The 16,528-nt window shown below is 70.4% G+C and carries 14 protein-coding genes and 1 pseudogene; 9 read left to right on the forward strand and 6 right to left on the reverse strand.

Features of this window, described 5'->3' with window-relative positions; all coding sequences use genetic code 11:
- The first annotated feature begins 9 nt into the window (after positions 1-9).
- Positions 10-360 (forward strand): rhodanese-like domain-containing protein, encoded by a 351-nt coding sequence (locus tag BLR05_RS07110; RefSeq protein ID WP_092833196.1) that lies wholly within the window; start codon positions 10-12, stop codon positions 358-360.
- A 113-nt stretch (positions 361-473) separates the two neighbouring features.
- Positions 474-1,820, forward strand: coding sequence for a TolC family outer membrane protein (locus tag BLR05_RS07115; RefSeq protein WP_092833198.1), 1,347 nt, complete (start codon positions 474-476; stop codon positions 1,818-1,820).
- Here the strand turns inward: BLR05_RS07115 and xopAU are convergent.
- Together xopAU and BLR05_RS07125 are read right to left on the reverse strand one after the other, a co-directional pair.
- Entirely contained in the window at positions 1,807-3,363 is a 1,557-nt protein-coding gene (gene xopAU, locus BLR05_RS07120; RefSeq protein WP_244160059.1) for a XopAU family type III secretion system effector serine/threonine kinase, read from the reverse strand. The two genes, BLR05_RS07115 and xopAU, sit on opposite strands and share 14 nt — an antisense overlap.
- A gap of 114 nt (positions 3,364-3,477) precedes the next feature.
- Complete coding sequence (locus BLR05_RS07125) at positions 3,478-6,171, reverse strand: bifunctional acetate--CoA ligase family protein/GNAT family N-acetyltransferase (RefSeq protein ID WP_092833429.1); 2,694 nt, start codon at positions 6,169-6,171, stop codon at positions 3,478-3,480.
- 254 nt (positions 6,172-6,425) lie between these two features.
- Here BLR05_RS07125 and BLR05_RS07130 point away from each other — a divergent pair, with 254 nt between their 5' ends.
- The 7 genes and pseudogenes from BLR05_RS07130 to BLR05_RS27735 all read left to right on the forward strand — a co-directional run.
- Positions 6,426-7,361: an AraC family transcriptional regulator gene (locus BLR05_RS07130; RefSeq protein WP_092833200.1), complete on the forward strand. Its 936-nt coding sequence runs from the start codon at positions 6,426-6,428 to the stop codon at positions 7,359-7,361.
- A 256-nt stretch (positions 7,362-7,617) separates the two neighbouring features.
- The gene (locus BLR05_RS07135; protein WP_092833202.1) at positions 7,618-9,018 is read left to right on the forward strand and encodes an amidase; all 1,401 of its coding nucleotides are present in this window, start codon (positions 7,618-7,620) and stop codon (positions 9,016-9,018) included.
- 55 nt (positions 9,019-9,073) lie between these two features.
- Positions 9,074-9,676: a nitrile hydratase subunit alpha gene (gene nthA / locus BLR05_RS07140; RefSeq protein ID WP_092833204.1), complete on the forward strand. Its 603-nt coding sequence runs from the start codon at positions 9,074-9,076 to the stop codon at positions 9,674-9,676.
- Between the two features lie 63 nt (positions 9,677-9,739).
- Complete coding sequence (gene nthB, locus BLR05_RS07145; protein WP_092833206.1) at positions 9,740-10,441, forward strand: nitrile hydratase subunit beta; 702 nt, start codon at positions 9,740-9,742, stop codon at positions 10,439-10,441.
- Positions 10,438-11,715, forward strand: coding sequence for a GTP-binding protein (locus tag BLR05_RS07150; RefSeq protein WP_092833208.1), 1,278 nt, complete (start codon positions 10,438-10,440; stop codon positions 11,713-11,715). The genes nthB and BLR05_RS07150 overlap by 4 nt, the downstream gene beginning before the upstream one ends.
- A 356-nt stretch (positions 11,716-12,071) precedes the next feature.
- Entirely contained in the window at positions 12,072-12,350 is a 279-nt protein-coding gene (locus BLR05_RS27060) for a phenylacetaldoxime dehydratase family protein (protein WP_225979326.1), read from the forward strand.
- Positions 12,351-13,308 (forward strand): annotated as a pseudogene (locus BLR05_RS27735) (AMP-binding enzyme); the annotation flags it as partial. It abuts the gene before it with no gap.
- Positions 13,309-13,353: 45 nt separating this feature from the next.
- On the opposite strand, the gene BLR05_RS27075 reads toward BLR05_RS27735, so the two are convergent.
- From BLR05_RS27075 to BLR05_RS07175, 4 genes are all read right to left on the reverse strand, one after another.
- On the reverse strand, positions 13,354-13,518 hold the full coding sequence (locus BLR05_RS27075) for a hypothetical protein (protein ID WP_225979323.1): 165 nt from the start codon (positions 13,516-13,518) through the stop codon (positions 13,354-13,356).
- A 24-nt stretch (positions 13,519-13,542) separates the two neighbouring features.
- Entirely contained in the window at positions 13,543-14,238 is a 696-nt protein-coding gene (locus tag BLR05_RS07165; protein ID WP_225979322.1) for a transporter, read from the reverse strand.
- Between the two features lie 234 nt (positions 14,239-14,472).
- Positions 14,473-15,741 carry a 3-deoxy-D-manno-octulosonic acid transferase gene (locus tag BLR05_RS07170; RefSeq protein ID WP_092833431.1) on the reverse strand — a complete coding sequence of 423 codons (1,269 nt, stop codon included), beginning with the start codon at positions 15,739-15,741 and terminating at the stop codon, positions 14,473-14,475.
- Positions 15,742-15,770: 29 nt separating this feature from the next.
- A complete protein-coding gene (locus BLR05_RS07175) occupies positions 15,771-16,523 on the reverse strand; it encodes a carbon-nitrogen hydrolase family protein (RefSeq protein WP_092833210.1) in 753 nt (250 codons plus the stop codon).
- Positions 16,524-16,528 lie beyond the last annotated feature (5 nt).

The following is a 16,528-nucleotide window of genomic DNA, read 5'->3' on the forward strand; positions in this document are numbered from 1 at the left end:
CTTCCTTCCATGATCGACCACGTACGTCCCGCCCAGCTCGACGAATGGTTCTCCGTCCAGGCCGGCGGCGGCCGCCCCCTGGTGCTGGACGTGCGCGAGCCCTGGGAGCTGCAGACCGCCGCCGTGCGCGCGGCGGAGGGCGGCGGCTTCGACATCGCCACCATTCCCATGGGCGAGATCCCCGCCCGGCTCGGCGACCTGGATGCGGAGCGTCCCGTCGCCTGCCTGTGCCACCACGGCGTGCGCAGCCTGCGGGTGGCGGCTTTCCTCGAACAGCACGGATTCCAGCAGCTGGCCAACATCTCGGGCGGCATCGACGCCTGGTCGCACGAGCGCGACCCCGGGGTGCCCCGCTACTGACATCGCGGCATCGGCCATGCGCGCCCGCTCTCCAGGAGGCCGGGCGGGATGCCTGCCGCCCGAACGGTCCGACCCCCAAGCTCCATCAGCCAGGAAAGAGACGCCTGTCCGCCATGATCTCCCGACGCACGCAACTGCATTCCCGCCGCGCCGCCGGCGCACTGGCCTTCGTCCTCGCGGCGGCGGCCGGAACCGTTTCCGCGCAGAGCCTGCCGGAGCTCTACGAACTTGCGCAGGGCTACGATGCCCCGCTGCAATCGGCGCTGGCCGATGCGCAGGCCGCGGGCAGCCGCGCGGAGCAGGCACGCGCCGGCCTGCTTCCGAGCGCGGGCCTCTCGGCGGGCACGTCCTATACGCGCACCGACGTGAACCGACCGCCGCTGGATATCGGCACGCCGCAGCAGGCGGCGGGCATCACGGCCTCCCAGCCGCTGTACCGCCCCGCCAACCGCATCGCGTTCGAGCAGGGGCAGCGTGGCGCCGACATCGCCCAGGCCCGGCTCGAAGCCGCGCGCCAGGACCTGGTGGTGCGGCTGGCGCAGGCCTACTTCGACGTGCTGGCGGCCCGGGACACCTTCACCTTCCTGCGCGCCCAGAAAGCGGCGGTCTCGGAGCAGCGGGCCTCGGCGCAGCGCAATTTCGAGGTGGGCAATGCCACCATCACCGACTCGCGCGAGGCCCAGGCCCGCTTCGACCTCGTCGAAGCCCAGGAGATCGCGGCGGACAACGACCTGCGCGTGAAGCAGCTCGCGCTGGAGCAGTTGGTGGGCCGGCCGGGCGTGTCTCCCCTGCCCCTGGCGCAGCCCGTGCAACTGCCCGCCGTGGCGCCGGCCGATGCGGAAGCGTGGGTGCGGACGGCCGACGAGCTGCAGCCGCAACTGCGGCAGGCCACCATCGCGCTGGACGTGGCGCGGCTGGAAACGCGCAAGGCCGAGACCGGCCACCTGCCCACGGTGGACCTGCAGGCGGGCTATAACGTGGTCCGCAACCCCAACGGCACCACCACGCTCCCCCACATCCACTCCACCGCCCGCGCCGCCACGGTCGGCGTGCAGATGACGCTGCCGTTGTTTGCGGGCTTCGCGGTGCAGAACCGCATCCGTGAAACCCTGTCGCTGGAGGACAAGGCCCGCGCGGACCTGGAAAACGCCCGCCGCACGGTGGTGCAGGCCGTGCGCAGTGCCTTCTTCGGCGTGCAGTCCGGCCAGAGCCAGGTCCGCGCACTGGAAGCCGCGGAAGCGTCGAGCCAGAGCGCGCTGGAGGCCAACCGGCTGGGCTACCAGGTGGGCGTGCGGGTGAACATCGATGTGCTCAATGCGCAGAGCCAGCTCTACCAGACCAAGCGCGACCTGGCCCAGGCACGCTACAACGTGCTGCTGGGCACGCTCAAGCTGCGCCAGGCCGCGGGTACGCTGGCACCCGAGGATCTGCGGGCCGTGGACGCGATCACCGCGCATTGACCGCGCCGGGGTTCAGCACCTTTTCCACCGTGGCGCGCGTCTGCGCGCGAGGCTCCAGTTCCTGCAGGAACGGGTCGCCCAGCAGTTCCTCGGCCATGCTGCGGGTGTCCAGTTGCCGGCCGATCATGCGATTGATGAACCGCACCGCCGCATCCTGCCGCTGCGGCGCGAGCGCCCTCAAGGCTGGCGCGAACGGAAAGTCCTCCACGGTCCGCGATCCGGACATGCCGGCCATGCCGAGCTGGTAGTAGGGCGCCTTGAGCAGGCGCACCAGCAGCTGGGCCGCCGCATACACGTCGCTGCGGTGGTCCGCCCGCGCGGCATGCATGTCCATGTAGCCCGCGGTGCCCTGGGCCCTCGGCCCGCCGGGCTCTCCGCCCTGCCCCATGTCCAGCAGCCGGAACATGCCGCACTGCCGGTCGTACATCACGTTGTTGTGGGAGATGTCCTGGTGGACCACGCCTTCGTCGTGGAACCGCGCCAGGGCGATGAGCACGTCCGCGATCATCGTGCGCGCCATCTCCAGGTGCTCCGGCGCAGCGATGTCGCCGTCTTCCAGGGCGTACGGGGCCTCGCCGATCAGCTCGCCGGCCGGCACGCCGTCGATCCGCTCCGACAGGATGCCCAGCCGGCTCCCGATCTGGACGAGCCCGCGCACCTGCATGACCTGGGACGTTCCCCGCAGCGAGATGGCCACCTGGAACTCCTGGTGGATGCGGTCCTTGTGCGCATCGATGGCTTGCCGGAGGGCCTCGCCATCCTGCTGCGCCTGTGCATGCAGCCACGGTGGCAGTCGGTGTTCGGGATCGAGCGAGAGCATGGCCTTGAACACGAAATCCCGGCCATGGTCCTCGCCGCCCTGCATGAAATCCCTCGCCAGCCGAACGGCATACACCTCGCCGGACGCGCCGCTCCCGATGCGCTGCCATGCCGGTACGGCGGCGTCCGGCCCGTCCCAGGCCACATCGAGATCGACCCGTTCGAACCCCTGCCGCACCTCGGCCGCGCCGGGCCTCAGCGCCGCCAGGCGCGCTTCCCAGCCGGGCGGGCTGCCCATGGAATGCACCACGTGCGGGCTCAGGACGCCGGCACCGGAAGAGGCACGCAGTTCCGCCTGTATCCGGCGCTCCCGCCGCAATGCGCGGACGGGGCTCCAGCAGGCACCATCGTGCTCCCGGGCGATCGGCGTGGAGGGGTCCAGCAAGGATGCCAGCGAGGGCGGCTGGCTGCTGCCCGCACCGTGCGAGGGGCTGGCGCGCCCCACGCCGGACCACCCTCCATGATCGAGAGACGATGGCGAGCGCGGGATGACGAACGTGTTGGAGCGGCGCAGGGCATCGAGCGGCGCGAGCCGCGGTGCGCGCTCCGCCGACGGCCCGTCTCCGGACTGCCCGCGCCGGCGCGCCAGCAGCGGTACATGGGCAACGGCCTGCGTGCCGCGGGAACGCGGCGGGCCGGGCGGAGCCGCCTCCGGATTTTCGGGCCCCTCGTCGTCACGGGTCGGACGTGCTGATGGAATGGAGAGCGGAGGCAGGCCTGCCATGGTCGTGGTGGGGGGTCCTGAAGGAGGCCCCGATTGCAGCGATGGCGGCGGTGCCGCGCCCTCCCCCGCCCGAAGCGCCGCACCCGCCGCCGAAGCGGCGCCGTACCGGGCGCGTCACAACTGGTGCGCCACCAGCTTGAAATCCGGATCGTCCGGGTAGGCACGCACCTCGAAGCCCAGCCGGCGCATGAGCTTGAGCATGCTCGGGTTGCCGGCCAGCACCAGCCCCTGGATCTCGGTCAGGCCCTTGTCGCGCGCAGCCTCCATGATGCTCAGCATGAGCCGCGAACCCAATCCGCGGCCGTTGAAATCGTCGGCCACCACCAGCGCGAATTCGCAGCTGGTCTGGTCCGGATTGGTCACGTAGCGCGATACGCCCACGATGCGCTCGGTATTGCGGATCTCGCCGTCCTCGCCCACGCTGCGCTCGCGGTGCACGGCCACCAGGGCCATCTCCCGGTCGTAGTCGATCAGGGTGAAGCGCGCCAGCATGGATGCGGGCAGCTCCGCGATCTGCGATATGTAGCGGAAATACCGGCTTTCCGGCGACAGCTCCTTCACCAGCCGCTGCAGCATCTGCGCGTCGTCGGGCCGCACGGGCCGCACCAGGAACTCGCCCCCGCCGCGCATCGGCCAGAGCTGCTCGTAGCGTGCCGGATACGGCAGGATCGCCAGGTGCCCGTAGCCCTCGCTGCGTCCGGTGGCGCCCTGGGCCGTGTCGCGCACCACGATGCGCGCATCCACCGCGACCACGCCGCCGGCATCCACGATCAGGGGATTGATGTCCATCTCGCGCAGCTGCGGCAGCGCGCACACCATTTCCGATACGCGCAGCAGGGTCTGCTCCAGCGCGTCGCGGTCCACGGCGCTGGCGCCGCGCCATTCGCCCAGCGTCTCGGCCACGCGCGAACGCTCGATGAGCCTGCGCGCCAGGAACTGGTTGAGCGGCGGCAGCTCCATCGCGCGGTCGTCGATCAGCTCGATCATGGTGCCGCCCGCGCCGAAGGTGATGACCGGCCCGAAGGGGTCGTCGGTCACCAGGCCGATGCAGATTTCGCGGCCGCGCCGCGCCCGGGCCATCTTCTGCACCGTCACGCCGTTGATGCGCGCACCGGGCTGCAGGCGGGCCACCCGCTGCACCATGTCGGTATAGGCATCGCGCGCGGCAGTGCCCGAATGGATGTCCAGGGCCACGCCGCCCACGTCCGACTTGTGAGCGATGTCCGGTGAATCAATCTTCAGCGCCACGGGGAAGCCCAGCTGCGTGGCGATCATCATCGCCTCGTGCGCGCTGCGCGCGAGCAGCGTCTTGGTGACCGGTACCTGGAAGGCCGCGAGCAGCGTCTTGGACTCCATTTCGGTCAGCACATGGCGGCGCTCGGCCAGCACGCTTTCGATCATCAGGCGCGCGCCTTCGATGTCGGGCTTGGAGAGTGCCGAGAGCGGCGGCGGCGTCTGCTGCAGCAACTGCTGGTTCTGGTAGAACGAGGCGATGTTGCCGAACGCCCCCACCGCGGCTTCGGGCGTGCGGAAGTTCGGAATGGCGGCGGCGCGCAGCACCTCGCGTGCCGGCCCCACGGTGGCGTCGCCCATCCAGCACGCGAGCAGCGGCTTGCCCATGAGGCGCTTGGCATCGGCCAGCGCCTGGGCGACCTCGGTGGAATCGGTGCCCGGCTTGGGCGAGTGGATGGCCAGCACGCCGTCGATCTGGCGGTCCTTCTCGGCCGCCTCGATGGCGGCGCGGTAGTGCGCCGGTCCGGCCTCCTCCGACAGGTCGATCAGGTCGGCCAGCGAGGCCAGGGGTGGCAGCTGCGGCGCCAGCGCGCGCGCGGCGTCGGGCGACAGGCGTCCCATCTCCAGCAGGATCTCGTTCACCCAGTCGGCGGCGAGCACGCCCGGGCCGCCGCCATTGGTGATCAGGGCCAGGCGCCGGCCCACCGGCCGGTAGCGCGACGCCAGGCACTTGGCCGCGGAGAACAGCTCCACGAACGAGCGCACGCGCACCGCGCCGGCGCGGCGCAGCGCGGCGTCGAACACGTCGTCGCTGCCCACGATGGTGCCGCTGTGGGTCTGGGCCGCCTCGTTGCCGGCGGGCTTGCGGCCCGCCTTGAGCACCACCACCGGTTTGGCATTGGCGGCCGAGCGCAGCGCGCTCATGAAGCGCCGGGCGCTGCCGATGCCTTCCAGATACACCACGATGCTCTGCGTGCGCCCGTCGTTGGCGAGGAAATCCAGCACCTGGGCGATGTCCACGTCGGTGTTCGGGCCCAGCGACACCACCGTGGAAAAGCCCACGGCATTCTTGTGCGCCCAGTCGAGGATCGAGGCCGTCAGCGCGCCCGACTGGCATACCAGCGCCAGCGAGCCCTCGCGCGCCAGCGGTCCGGCCGCGCTCGCATTGAGCTGCAGGTGAGGCCGCTGCAGACCCAGCGAGTTGGGGCCGAGCAGGTGCACGCCCTCGCGGCGCGCGATCTTCTTGAGCTTCAGCGCGCCGTCGGCATCGATGCCGTGGGAAAGCACCAGCGCTGCACGGCAGCCGATGCGGCCGGCGACTTCGAGCGCGGCGGCCGTGTCCTGCGGCGCCAGTGCGATCACGGCCAGGTCGGCGCGCGTCTGCGCCAGGTCGGCCAGCGTGCCGCTGGTATGGATGTCGAGGAACTGCAGCGTGCCCGTGAAGCGCTGCGCGCGCAGCGCCTCGTGAAGGGCGCGCGCTGCGGGGGTGAGGGTCTCGGGTGTGTCCGCGCGCCCCGCCAGCACGGCGATGGAACTGGGCGCGAACAACGGGGTGAGATAGTGCTTGTCGAGCATGGCGGGCAGCGGTCCCGCGGAGAAGGCGCGGGACAAGGAACGGTCTGCCGTCGATTGTGCGCCACAGGAATCGCCGTGCGCTGCGCGGTGTCAGAACGTGTGCACGGGACCGGCGTCACGTTCCCGGGGTAACTCCGGATGGATGTCAAGGCACGGATTCTGCTTAATCGCACGCTACCGCAGAGCGCGCGGGCCATTCCGGTGCACGGTCCGGTGCGAGATGCCGATCAGCTACTCCTTTTTTGAGCCAGACCATGGGTGTGCTTGACTATTCCACATCGGAGGTCGAAGCCGAACGTCGCTTCGACTACTGGAACGACGTTGTCTGCCGGCATTGCGTCTCCGCCGCGAGCAAGATGCTCGGCCAGGGTCCCTTCGATGCCCGGCTGCAGGTGCGCTCGCTGGGGGCTGTGGACGTGAGTTCCATGGCGGCACCGTCCCACCACTGGACCCGTGCCGCCACCCACCTGCGCAGCGGCCCGGACGACGACCTGTGGCTCGCCCTCATGGCCGACGGCGAGGCGGGGATCCGGCAGCACGACCGATGCGCGGTCATGGGCCAGGGCGACATGGTGCTGTACGACGCGGCGCGGCCCTTCGGCTTCACGCTCTCCGCGCGCTCCCTGCACCTGCTGCGCCTGCCGCGCCGGGCCCTGCTGCAGCGCTGCCCGGGGGCCGAGCGGCTCACGGCGCTGGTCATCGACCCCAGCCAGCCCGCGGCCGTCCCGCTGCGCACCATGATCGAGCAGGCGGCCTCCATCGATTTCGACCGCACCCGGGCGCATGCGGGCGCCCAGGTCGGCAGCACCCTGCTGGACCTGGTCGCCGTGGCACTCGAGCTGCAGATGGGCGACGATGCGGTGCGCCCGGGCGAGCACGATCTCCATGGCCGCATCGTGACCTACATCCAGCGCCATTTCGACGATGCGGAACTGTGCCTGGACAGCCTGGCGGCCGCGCATGGCGTGTCGTCGCGCACCGTCACCCGGGCATTCGCGCGCCATGCGCACACGCCCATGGGCCTCGTCTGGCAACTGCGCCTGGAGGCCAGCCAGCGCGCCCTTGCAGAAGGACGCTCCCGCAGCGTCACGCAAGCCGCGTTCGACCATGGCTTTTCCGACGTGTCCCACTTCAGCCGTGCGTTCCGCAAGGCCTTCGGCTGTGCGCCGCACACGCTGATACGCGGCTGACCGGCCGCCACCGCGGCCGGCCACACCGCAGGCCGCTCCTCCTTTTGCCAATACACCCGGCCAGGCCTGAATGACGGGCAGGCGCCGCTGCCGCATGGCGGCATGCCAGGCCCCGTGTCCTTCCCGGACAAACGGTGCGTCCTCGCCAGTCCAGTGCTCCGGCCGCGGCGGACATACCTTAGACACATCGGCGCAGTGCGGAACCCCAGTCTGTCCGTCCGCCGATATCCACGGTAACGCAGCGAGGAGCACACAATTGGCGCACACGGAACTTCACTATCTCGAACTGCTGGAAGTCGGCAGGCAGATCCAGTCGCGAGAGCGTTCGTCGCTGGAGGTCACGCAGGCCATGCTGGAGCGCATCGGCCGCATCGATGCGAAGCTGCACAGCTACGCCACCCTGATGGCGGACCACGCGCTGCGGGATGCGCGGCAGGCCGATGTGGACATCGCAGCCCACCGCGCACGCGGGCCGCTGCACGGCGTGCCGATCGCGGTCAAGGACCTTCTCTGGACGCAGGGGGTCCCATGCGCCCATGGCATGACGATCCACAGGGACTATCGGCCCCGGGAGGACGCCACCGCCGTGCGCCGCCTGCGCGAGGCTGGCGCGGTGCTGCTGGGCAAGCTGCAGCAGACGGAAGGTGCCTTCGCCGACCACCATCCCCAGGTCGTCGCACCGCTGAATCCCTGGGGCGACACGCTGTGGCCGGGTGCTTCATCCAGCGGCTCCGGCGTGGCCACGGCGGCAGGCCTGTGCTTCGCCTCGCTGGGCACGGACACGGGCGGTTCGATTCGCTTCCCGTCGGCCGCGAACGGCGTGACCGGACTGAAGCCGACCTGGGGCCGCGTGAGCCGCCATGGTGCCTTCGAGCTGGCGGCTTCTCTCGACCATATCGGGCCTATCGCGCGCAGCGCGGCCGATGCCGCGGCGGTGCTGCAGGTCATCGCCGGCGCCGACCCGAAGGACCCTACGGCCAGCCAGGAACCCGTGCCCGACTACCTCGCGCAGATGACCCGGGGCCTGACCGGCCTGCGCGTGGGCATCGACCATGCCTGGACGCTGGACCGGGCGGACGGCCCGACGAAGGCTGTGCTGCAGTCGGTGCTGGACCTGATCGAACCGCTGGGAGGCAGCCTGCGCGAGGTGGACTTCCCCGACGCCGAGCAGGCCCTGCAGGACTGGACACCGATGTGCGCCGTGGAAACCGCCGTGGCGCACGAGGCCACCCACCCTGCTCTCGCGGCCGAATACGGTCCGGGCCTGTCGGCGGTGATCGAGATGGGCCGCCAGATCAGCGCGACCGAGTACCAGAAGCTCTGGCTGCGACGCGCCGAATTCCGCGGCCGCGTCAATGCCGTCTTCAAGGATGTGGACCTGCTGCTCATCCCGGCCACGGCGGTGGCCGGCGCCAGCATGGAGCTGATGACACGCTTCGGCACGGATGCCCAGCTCTTCTCCGACATGCTGCGCTACACCTGCCCTTTCGACTCCACGGGCCATCCCACCATCACCCTGCCCGGCGGGCGCACGCCCGGCGGTGCGCCCGTGGCCTTCCAGTTCGTCGCGCCGCACTTCGCCGAAGCGCTGCTGGTGCGCGCCGGCTGGGCCTGCCAGCGCGCCACCGACTGGCACCGGCTGCATCCGGCGCTCTGACACCCGGCGGCGCTCTTTCTTCCCTTGTGTTTCCCGAACCTGCAGGAGATATCCCATGCCCCACGATGCCCATCCCACCGTTGACACCACCACGCCGGCGCAGCGCGCCTTCGCGCTGGAGGCGGCACTGAAGAAGAAGCATCTCATTCCCGAAGGCTACATCGAAGGATTCAAGGATCTGCTGGGCCGCCAGTTCAGCCCCGCCAACGGCGCGCAGGTGGTGGCGCGCGCCTGGACCGATCCGGCCTACCGCGAACTGCTGCTGCGCGACGGCACCGCCGCCTGCGCCGAATACGGCTTCACCGGTCCGCAGGGCGAATACATCGTGGCCATCGAAGACACGCCCACGGTGAAGAACGTCATCGTCTGCAGCCTGTGCTCATGCACCAACTGGCCGGTGCTGGGCCTGCCGCCCGAGTGGTACAAGGGCTTCGAGTACCGCGCCCGCCTGGTCCGGGAGGGGCGCACGGTGCTGCGCGAACTGGGCACCGAGCTGCCCGACAACGTCACGGTGCGCGTCTGGGACACCAGCGCCGAAACGCGCTACCTCGTGCTGCCGATGCGCCCGGCAGGCACCGGGCACATGGACGAAGCGCAACTGCGCCAGCTCGTCACCAAGGACGTGCTCATCGGCGTCGCCCTGCCCCGCGTGGCCTGAGGCCGCACCCCGCTCCCCCGCAAATTCCCCCATCACACCCCCACGCTCCCACGGAGATTCGACATGGACGGCTTTCACGATCTCGGCGGCTTTCAAGGCTTCGGCAAGGTGCCGCACACCATCAACAGCCTGGACTACCAGAAGGTTTTCAAGGAAGACTGGGAACACCTGGGCTACTGCCTGCTGTTTCTCGGCGCGGCGCACCTGCAGAAGTTCAGCATCGACGAGGTGCGCCATGCCGTCGAGCGCATCGATGTGCGCCAGCACGTCGGCACGCGCTATTACGAGCGCTACGTCATCGCGGTGGCCACGCTGCTCGTGGAAACGGGTGTGCTCACGCAGCAGGAACTGGACGAGGCCCTGGGCTCGCCCTTCAAGCTCGCCAATCCGGCCCACTCCCCAGGCCGCGCGGCGTTGGCCGGGCGCGCCCCGTTCGAGGTCGGCGACCGCGTGGTGGTGCGCGGCGAATACTTCAGCGGCCACATCCGCTGCCCGGCCTACGTGCGGGGCAAGCAAGGCGTGGTCCTGCACCGCACCACGGAAAAATGGCCATTCCCCGACGCCATCGGCCACGGCGACGCCACCGCCGAGCACCAGCCCACCTACCATGTGCAATTCAGCGCCCGCGACCTCTGGGGCAGCGCTGCCGACGACGGGCTGGTGGTGGTGGATCTGTTCGAGAGCTATCTCGACAAGGTGCCTGCCGACGGCACGGCTGCGGCCCCTGCGGAGCGCCGTCCGGCAGCGCAGACCGTCGCGGCATGACGGCAGTGCTCCATGCCGCAAGGCCTGGCGAGTTGGCCGGCAGCCCGGCCACGCCGCTGCCGCCCCGGCTGCCCGTCACGGTGCTTTCGGGCTTCCTGGGTGCGGGCAAGACCACGCTCTTGCAGCACATCCTGCGCAACCGCAGCGGGCTGCGCGTGGCCGTCGTCGTCAACGACATGAGCGACGTGAACATCGACGCCGGCGACCTGCGGCGCGATGTGGCCCTGCACCGCGGCAGCGACGAGCTGGTGGAAATGACCAACGGCTGCATCTGCTGCACGCTGCGCGCCGACCTGCTGGCATCGGTGAGCACACTGGCCCGGGAAGGCCGCTTCGATTACCTGCTGATCGAATCCACCGGCATTTCCGAGCCGCTGCCGGTCGCGGAGACCTTCGCCTTCCTGGATACCGGCGGCTTCTGCCTCAGTGAACTGGCGCGGCTCGACACCCTCGCCACCGTGGTGGACGGCAGCCGGTTCCAGGCATGGCTGGCCGCGCCCGACACCGTGCCCACGGCCGGCGGCACGGCCCGGCGCCCGCTCGCCGCCCTGCTCACCGAGCAGGTGGAGTGCGCCAACGTGATCCTGGTCAGCCGCTGCGACCTGATCGGCGAGGCCGGCTTTGCCGAAGTGCGCGCCCTGCTGTCGGCCCTCAACCCCGCAGCGCGCATCGTGCCAATGGTGAACGGCCAGGTGGACCCGCGCGAACTGCTGGACACGGGGCTCTTCGATCTGCCCAGCCTCGCCCGCGCACCGGGCTGGATGCGCCGCATGGACGCGGCCGACCAGGGTGAGCCAGAGTCGGACAGCTTCAGTATTGCGTCCTGGGTGTACCGCGAGCGCGCGCCCTTCCACCCGCAACGCCTGCTGGACTGGCTCGGCCGTCCCTGGCCCCGGGGACGGCTCCTGCGCTGCAAGGGCTACTTCTGGATGGCCAGCCGGCCTGCGGAGACCGGCATGCTGGTGCAGACCGGCGGCGCGTTCCGCTGGGACTACGTCGGCCGCTGGTGGCGATTCGTGCCCCGTGACGCATGGCCGGCTGACGAGCCCCGCCTCGCCGCCGTCCTGCAGCACTGGCAGGAGCCCACGGGCGACTGCCGCCAGGAAATCGTGTTCATCGGCCAGCACCTCGATCACGACGCGCTGCGCCGCGAGCTCGACGCCTGCCTGCTCACCCCTGCCGAAATTGCTGAAGGGCTGGATACCTGGCCCCTGCTGCCCGGCGCTGCGCCCTTCGATGCCCGCGCCGGCCTGGGCGACCGCCCCGGGCCGTGAAAACCCGCCCCCAGAAGGAGTCCTCATATGGAATCAGCGATTCCCCCGCGCCTGCAATGCCCCCGCTCACTCTCTCTCGCGCCGCGTGGCGGACGACTACCAGCCGCCCTTTCCGATGTGGGTGGCACGTCCGCAGCCCGACCTGCAGCAGGTAGTGATGTCCTATTGCGGCATCCAGTACCAGGGCGAAGCGCAGAAGCCGCGCGCCCTCGCCGTGCTGCGCGAATGGGTCGCCGCCTTCGGCGCGGAAGACGGCCCCCCTGCAGCACGACCTGACACACCACGTCGATGCCCAGGGTTACGACAAACCCATCGCCGTCGGCTACTGGCGCGACCCGGCCGCCCACCGGCGCTGGATGCAGGCGCCCGCACAGGTTGACTGGTCCTTCTTCAGGGTCGCCGCCGGGCTTTCCAAACTCCGGCTCTACCATGAGGTGTCGGTCAGCGACGGCCCCAGCCAGCACTTCGAGTACATACAGTGCCACCCGGCCACCGGAATCGCGACGGCCAGCGGGCCAAATGGACTTTCGAGCGACTGCCGCAGGCCTCGGCCCGCCTCGCAGGCCATTTCCACGCGCAGGGCACGCATCTCGGGCCTGCTGCCGCGCACGCCGAACTGCTCGTCACCCTCCTGACGGATCGGCGCGGTCTATCAGCCGCTCTTCACCGCCTTCGGTCCCAAGGCCATCGAGCACCGCGTGCAGATGGCGGCGTCGAAGCTGGTGGTGACCGATGCCGCGCAGCGCCCCAAGATGGACGACGTGGCCGGCGCGCCACCCGTGCTCACCGTGGGCGGGGATTTCCGGCCGATGGCTGGATGCCTGCCCGCCCCACTTCGATCCCGTGCTGCGCAGCGGGGACGACCCGTTCCTGCTGACGTTCACCTCCGGCACCACCGGCCCGGCCAAGCCGCTGGCCGGGCCGCTCAAGGCCGTCCATCGCCTTCGTCGGCTCCATGCGCGAACCTGGCCGATCCGGGCTGGGCCTACGGCCTCTACGACGCGGTGACCGGGCCGCTGGCCGTGGGGCATGCCACCACGTTCTACGAAGGCCCCTTCACCGTGGAAAGCACCTGCCGCATCATCCGCGAGCTGGGGGCCAGCCGGGCACCCTGGCGGTGGACGTGGTGCAGTCGCCGCTCTTCTCTGGTTCGGCGGCTACGAGGGCACGGCGCGCCAGCCGTTCCTGGGTCACTATTACCTGAGCGGCGACACCGTGGAGCTCAATGACGACGGCAGCATCAGCTTCGTCGGCCACGCGGACGACGTGATCACCACCTCGGGCTACCGGGTCGGCCCGTTCGACGTGGAAAGCGCGCTCATCGAGCATCCCGCCGTCATCGAGGCTGCGGTGATCGGCAAACCCGATCCCGAGCGCACGGAACTGATCAAGGCCTTCGTCGTGCTGCATGCCGGCTTCCAGGGCGACGACATCCTGGCCGAAGCCCTGCGCCAGCATGTGCGCAAGCGGCTGTCCGCCCACGCCTACCCGCGGGAGATCGCCTTCGTCCGCGAACTGCCCAAGACACCCAGCGGAAAGATCCAGCGCTTCCTGCTGCGGCGGCAGGAGGTGGCGCAGGCACAACCCGGCTGAGCGGCCAGGCGATGGGCCCGATGGTGTCCATCGCCGTTTCCCTCTTCAGAAAACGTGCAGCAGCCGCAGGTTGATGCGCGCGTTTTCCTTGAAGCCGTTGCTCACCCTCAGGTCGCGGCCCAGGGTCACCATCAGTTGCATGGCGGGCTGGATGAAGTGACTGGCCCCGATGCTCACCTTGCGCTGGCGGACCTCGTCGTCGTTGGCCACGCCATCCACCCGCGTGGCGCCGCCCTAGGTCTGCGAGATGCCCACGAAGGCGTTGGTACCGGGCGTGAACTGGTATCTCAGATAAACCTGGCCCTGGTCGATCCGGTCCTGCTTCAGCGTGCGGCCTGTGGGACCGGAGTCGTCGTTCCTGCCATGGAACATCGAATCGAAGGTCAGATCGATGTGCCAGTGCGGGGTCAGCCCTTTCACGAAGCCGACCTGCAGGTCGAACTTCCAGCGGTTCTCGCCCAGGTTCAGCGCGCGATTGCGGTCGTAGCTGCCGGTGGGCAGATACAGGTAAGGTGAGATGCCCAGATAGGTGCTGAACTCCGGATCGTTCACCAGCCAGGCCGGCGCCGCCAGGATCACGTCGCCCACGCCGCTGGTGCGCCCCAGCGCGGCGGTGTCCCGCCCGGCATCCAGCCGGCCGAAGGGCAGCAGTACCTGCGGCGCCACGGTCAGGCCGCCCACGCTCATGTAGCGCACCAGGCGCAGGATGCCCACGTCCGAGGTCAGCCGTGCATCGATCGGCACCTGTTGGCCCTGCGCGTAGAGCCGGTCCCGCTGGGAGTGCTGGTAATAGAGAAGGCCTGCGGTCGTGCCCGCAGGTGCCGGCACATAGTCACCCGGATCGACGTCGATAGCCCACGCGGAAAGCGGCAGCAGCGCCATGGCCAGCGAGCCACCGGCCTGGTGCAGAAGTGAACGGGTTGCAGTCATGGAAGAACGGCTCCTATCGAGGAAGGTTGGCGTGCCCGCGGTGGGGCGGAAGGCGGCGGACGCACAGAGGGTGTCTGCCGCTCCAGGCCACGATAGAAATTCGGAAGCTTCCGGGCTGTGCTGGCATGGACGCACCGATGTGTCCGGTGGGACAAGGCCTGCAAATGCCCTCAGGGTGATGGGGCCGCGGCGTACGGCAGCGCAGCGGCATACCGCAGCTGCAACCGGCAGGCGTCAGTGCCCCTGCAGTTGCTGCACCACGGCCGCGGCAGTGGCCCGCGCGGCGCCCCGGTGCGCCTGGGTGAAAGCCAGTGCACGGTCCTGGGTGGCGGAGAGCGCGCCCGCGTCGTGCACCAGGGCCCTGGCGGCCGCAACGCCTTCGGCCATGTCGGCCACGCGCAGCGCGGCGCCCGCCTCGCAGGCCAGCCGCGCCGCCTCGGCGAAGTTGAAGGTGTGGGGGCCGGCGACCACGGGGCATCCGCAGGCCGCGGCCTCGATCAGGTTCTGCCCGCCCAGCGGCGCGAAGCTGCCTCCCAGCAGCGCCGCGTGCGCCAGGCCGTAATAGAGCGCCATCTCGCCCAGCGAATCGCCCAGCCACACGTCGGCGGCGCCAGGCGTGCCGGCCCAGCCGCTGCGGCTGGAGACGGTGAGACCGGCCGCCTCGATGCGCTGGCGCACCTCGGCCACGCGCTGCGGATGGCGCGGCACCACCAGCCACTGCACGCCGGCATTGGCCATGCTTTCGGTGGTGGACTGCGAGGCATGCAAGGCGTCCAGCCACATCGCTTCCTCGCCCTCGCGGCTGCTGGCCAGCAATACCACGGGGCGCGGATGGGCGTCACGCCATGCCCTGCCCTGTGCCAGCTGCGCCGCATCGGGCACCACGTCGAATTTCAGGTTGCCGAAGACGCCCTCCACCCGGGCGCCGGCCACGCGCAGGCGTTCGGCATCGGCCCCGGTCTGCGCCCAGACCGCCGACAGGCCTGCATAGGCCGGCCGTGCCAGCCAGGCCCAGCGGCGAGCGCCGGCCAGCGACTTCTCGTTGAGACGGGCATTGGCCAGCACCAGCGGAATGCCGTGCTGCCGGCAGCCCGCCACCAGATTGGGCCAGATCTCGGTTTCCATGAGCACGCCGATCGCGGGCCGGAAATGCTCCAGGAAGCGGCCGACGGCTCCGGGCGTGTCCCACGGCTGCCAGACCTGCAAGTCACCGGGCTGCAGCAGCCCGGCCCCTTCTGCACGCCCTGTGGCAGTGCCGTGGGTCAACAGCAGGCGCATGCCGGGCAATGGGGTGCGTAACTCTTTCAGCAGGATGGCCGCTGCACGGGTTTCACCCAGCGATACGGCATGGATCCAGACCAGCGGCCCGGCTGGCGAATCGCTCCTCGCTGCCGCGGCCTGGCCATAGCGCCCGAAGCGCTCCTCCACCGCATGACCGTAGCCCGGCTCGGCCACGGCGCGGCGTCGGAGCTTGCGCAGCAGCAAGGGCCGCGCGCACCACATGAGCGCGGAATAAACGGCGCGGGAGAAGCTCACGGCGCCACGCGGCACGTGGATGCGGTCCAGCCCGCCTTGGCGCGTTCCGCAATGACGAGCCAGTCTCCCGTCCCGGGAGCTTCGGCCATGCGCTGGCCTCCGGGTGCCCAGAATGCGCTGCGGCCCACGCAGTCGTAGCCTCCGGTCGGTGCGCCGTGGTTCGCCAGCAGTACCGCCATGCCGCAGCGCTGCGCGTGGCCCTGGGCGCATGTCGTGTCGTGCGCATGGCCGCCGCTGGAGATCACCATCCCCGCGGCATACAGCGCCGCCCCTGCGCGGGCAGCCGCCTCCGCATGCGATGCATGGGAGATGTCGGCGCACACCGCCATGGCCACCGGCAGGCCCTCGAAGGGGTGTACCTGCGCCTCTTCGGTGCCTGGCTCGGCGTGCACTTCCTCCCCGGGATGCAGGTGGCGCTTGCGGTAGATGTGCGTGCTGCCGTCCGGCCGGAAGATGAAGGCGCCGATCCCCGGGCGCCCCGTGCCGCCCAGGGGTGGCGCTGCAGCGCCCACCACCAGGGCCGTGCCGTGGCGGTACGCGGCCTCGCGCAGGGGCGCGAACAGCGCACCCCCGGGATGCGCGGCCCAGCCTGCGAGGCCCGGCAGGTCGTAGCCGGTGAGCGAGAGCTCGGGAAAGACCAGCAGCCGAACGCCTTCCGCGGCCGCGGCCTCGGCGAAGCGCAGGTGGTTGCCGATATTCGCTTCCGGCCCGCCGGGCAGCGACGAAACCTGGGCCGCAGCGACGCGCATCGCCG

This window comes from Paracidovorax cattleyae, from assembly GCF_900104515.1.
In the GTDB taxonomy this organism is placed as follows: Bacteria; Pseudomonadota; Gammaproteobacteria; order Burkholderiales; family Burkholderiaceae_C; genus Paracidovorax; species Paracidovorax cattleyae.

What these genes read in the sequence shown, in the direction of transcription:
- BLR05_RS07110 (WP_092833196.1), top strand. Translation starts at nt 10, where the DNA reads ATGATCGACCACGTACGTCCCGCCCAGCTCGACGAATGGTTCTCCGTC.
- BLR05_RS07115 (WP_092833198.1), top strand. Translation starts at nt 474, where the DNA reads ATGATCTCCCGACGCACGCAACTGCATTCCCGCCGCGCCGCCGGCGCA.
- xopAU (WP_244160059.1), bottom strand. Translation starts at nt 3,363, where the DNA reads ATGGCAGGCCTGCCTCCGCTCTCCATTCCATCAGCACGTCCGACCCGT.
- BLR05_RS07125 (WP_092833429.1), bottom strand. Translation starts at nt 6,171, where the DNA reads ATGCTCGACAAGCACTATCTCACCCCGTTGTTCGCGCCCAGTTCCATC.
- BLR05_RS07130 (WP_092833200.1), top strand. Translation starts at nt 6,426, where the DNA reads ATGGGTGTGCTTGACTATTCCACATCGGAGGTCGAAGCCGAACGTCGC.
- nthA (WP_092833204.1), top strand. Translation starts at nt 9,074, where the DNA reads ATGCCCCACGATGCCCATCCCACCGTTGACACCACCACGCCGGCGCAG.
- nthB (WP_092833206.1), top strand. Translation starts at nt 9,740, where the DNA reads ATGGACGGCTTTCACGATCTCGGCGGCTTTCAAGGCTTCGGCAAGGTG.
- BLR05_RS07150 (WP_092833208.1), top strand. Translation starts at nt 10,438, where the DNA reads ATGACGGCAGTGCTCCATGCCGCAAGGCCTGGCGAGTTGGCCGGCAGC.
- BLR05_RS27060 (WP_225979326.1), top strand. Translation starts at nt 12,072, where the DNA reads ATGCAGGCGCCCGCACAGGTTGACTGGTCCTTCTTCAGGGTCGCCGCC.
- BLR05_RS07165 (WP_225979322.1), bottom strand. Translation starts at nt 14,238, where the DNA reads ATGACTGCAACCCGTTCACTTCTGCACCAGGCCGGTGGCTCGCTGGCC.
- BLR05_RS07170 (WP_092833431.1), bottom strand. Translation starts at nt 15,741, where the DNA reads ATGTGGTGCGCGCGGCCCTTGCTGCTGCGCAAGCTCCGACGCCGCGCC.
- BLR05_RS07175 (WP_092833210.1), bottom strand. Translation starts at nt 16,523, where the DNA reads ATGCGCGTCGCTGCGGCCCAGGTTTCGTCGCTGCCCGGCGGGCCGGAA.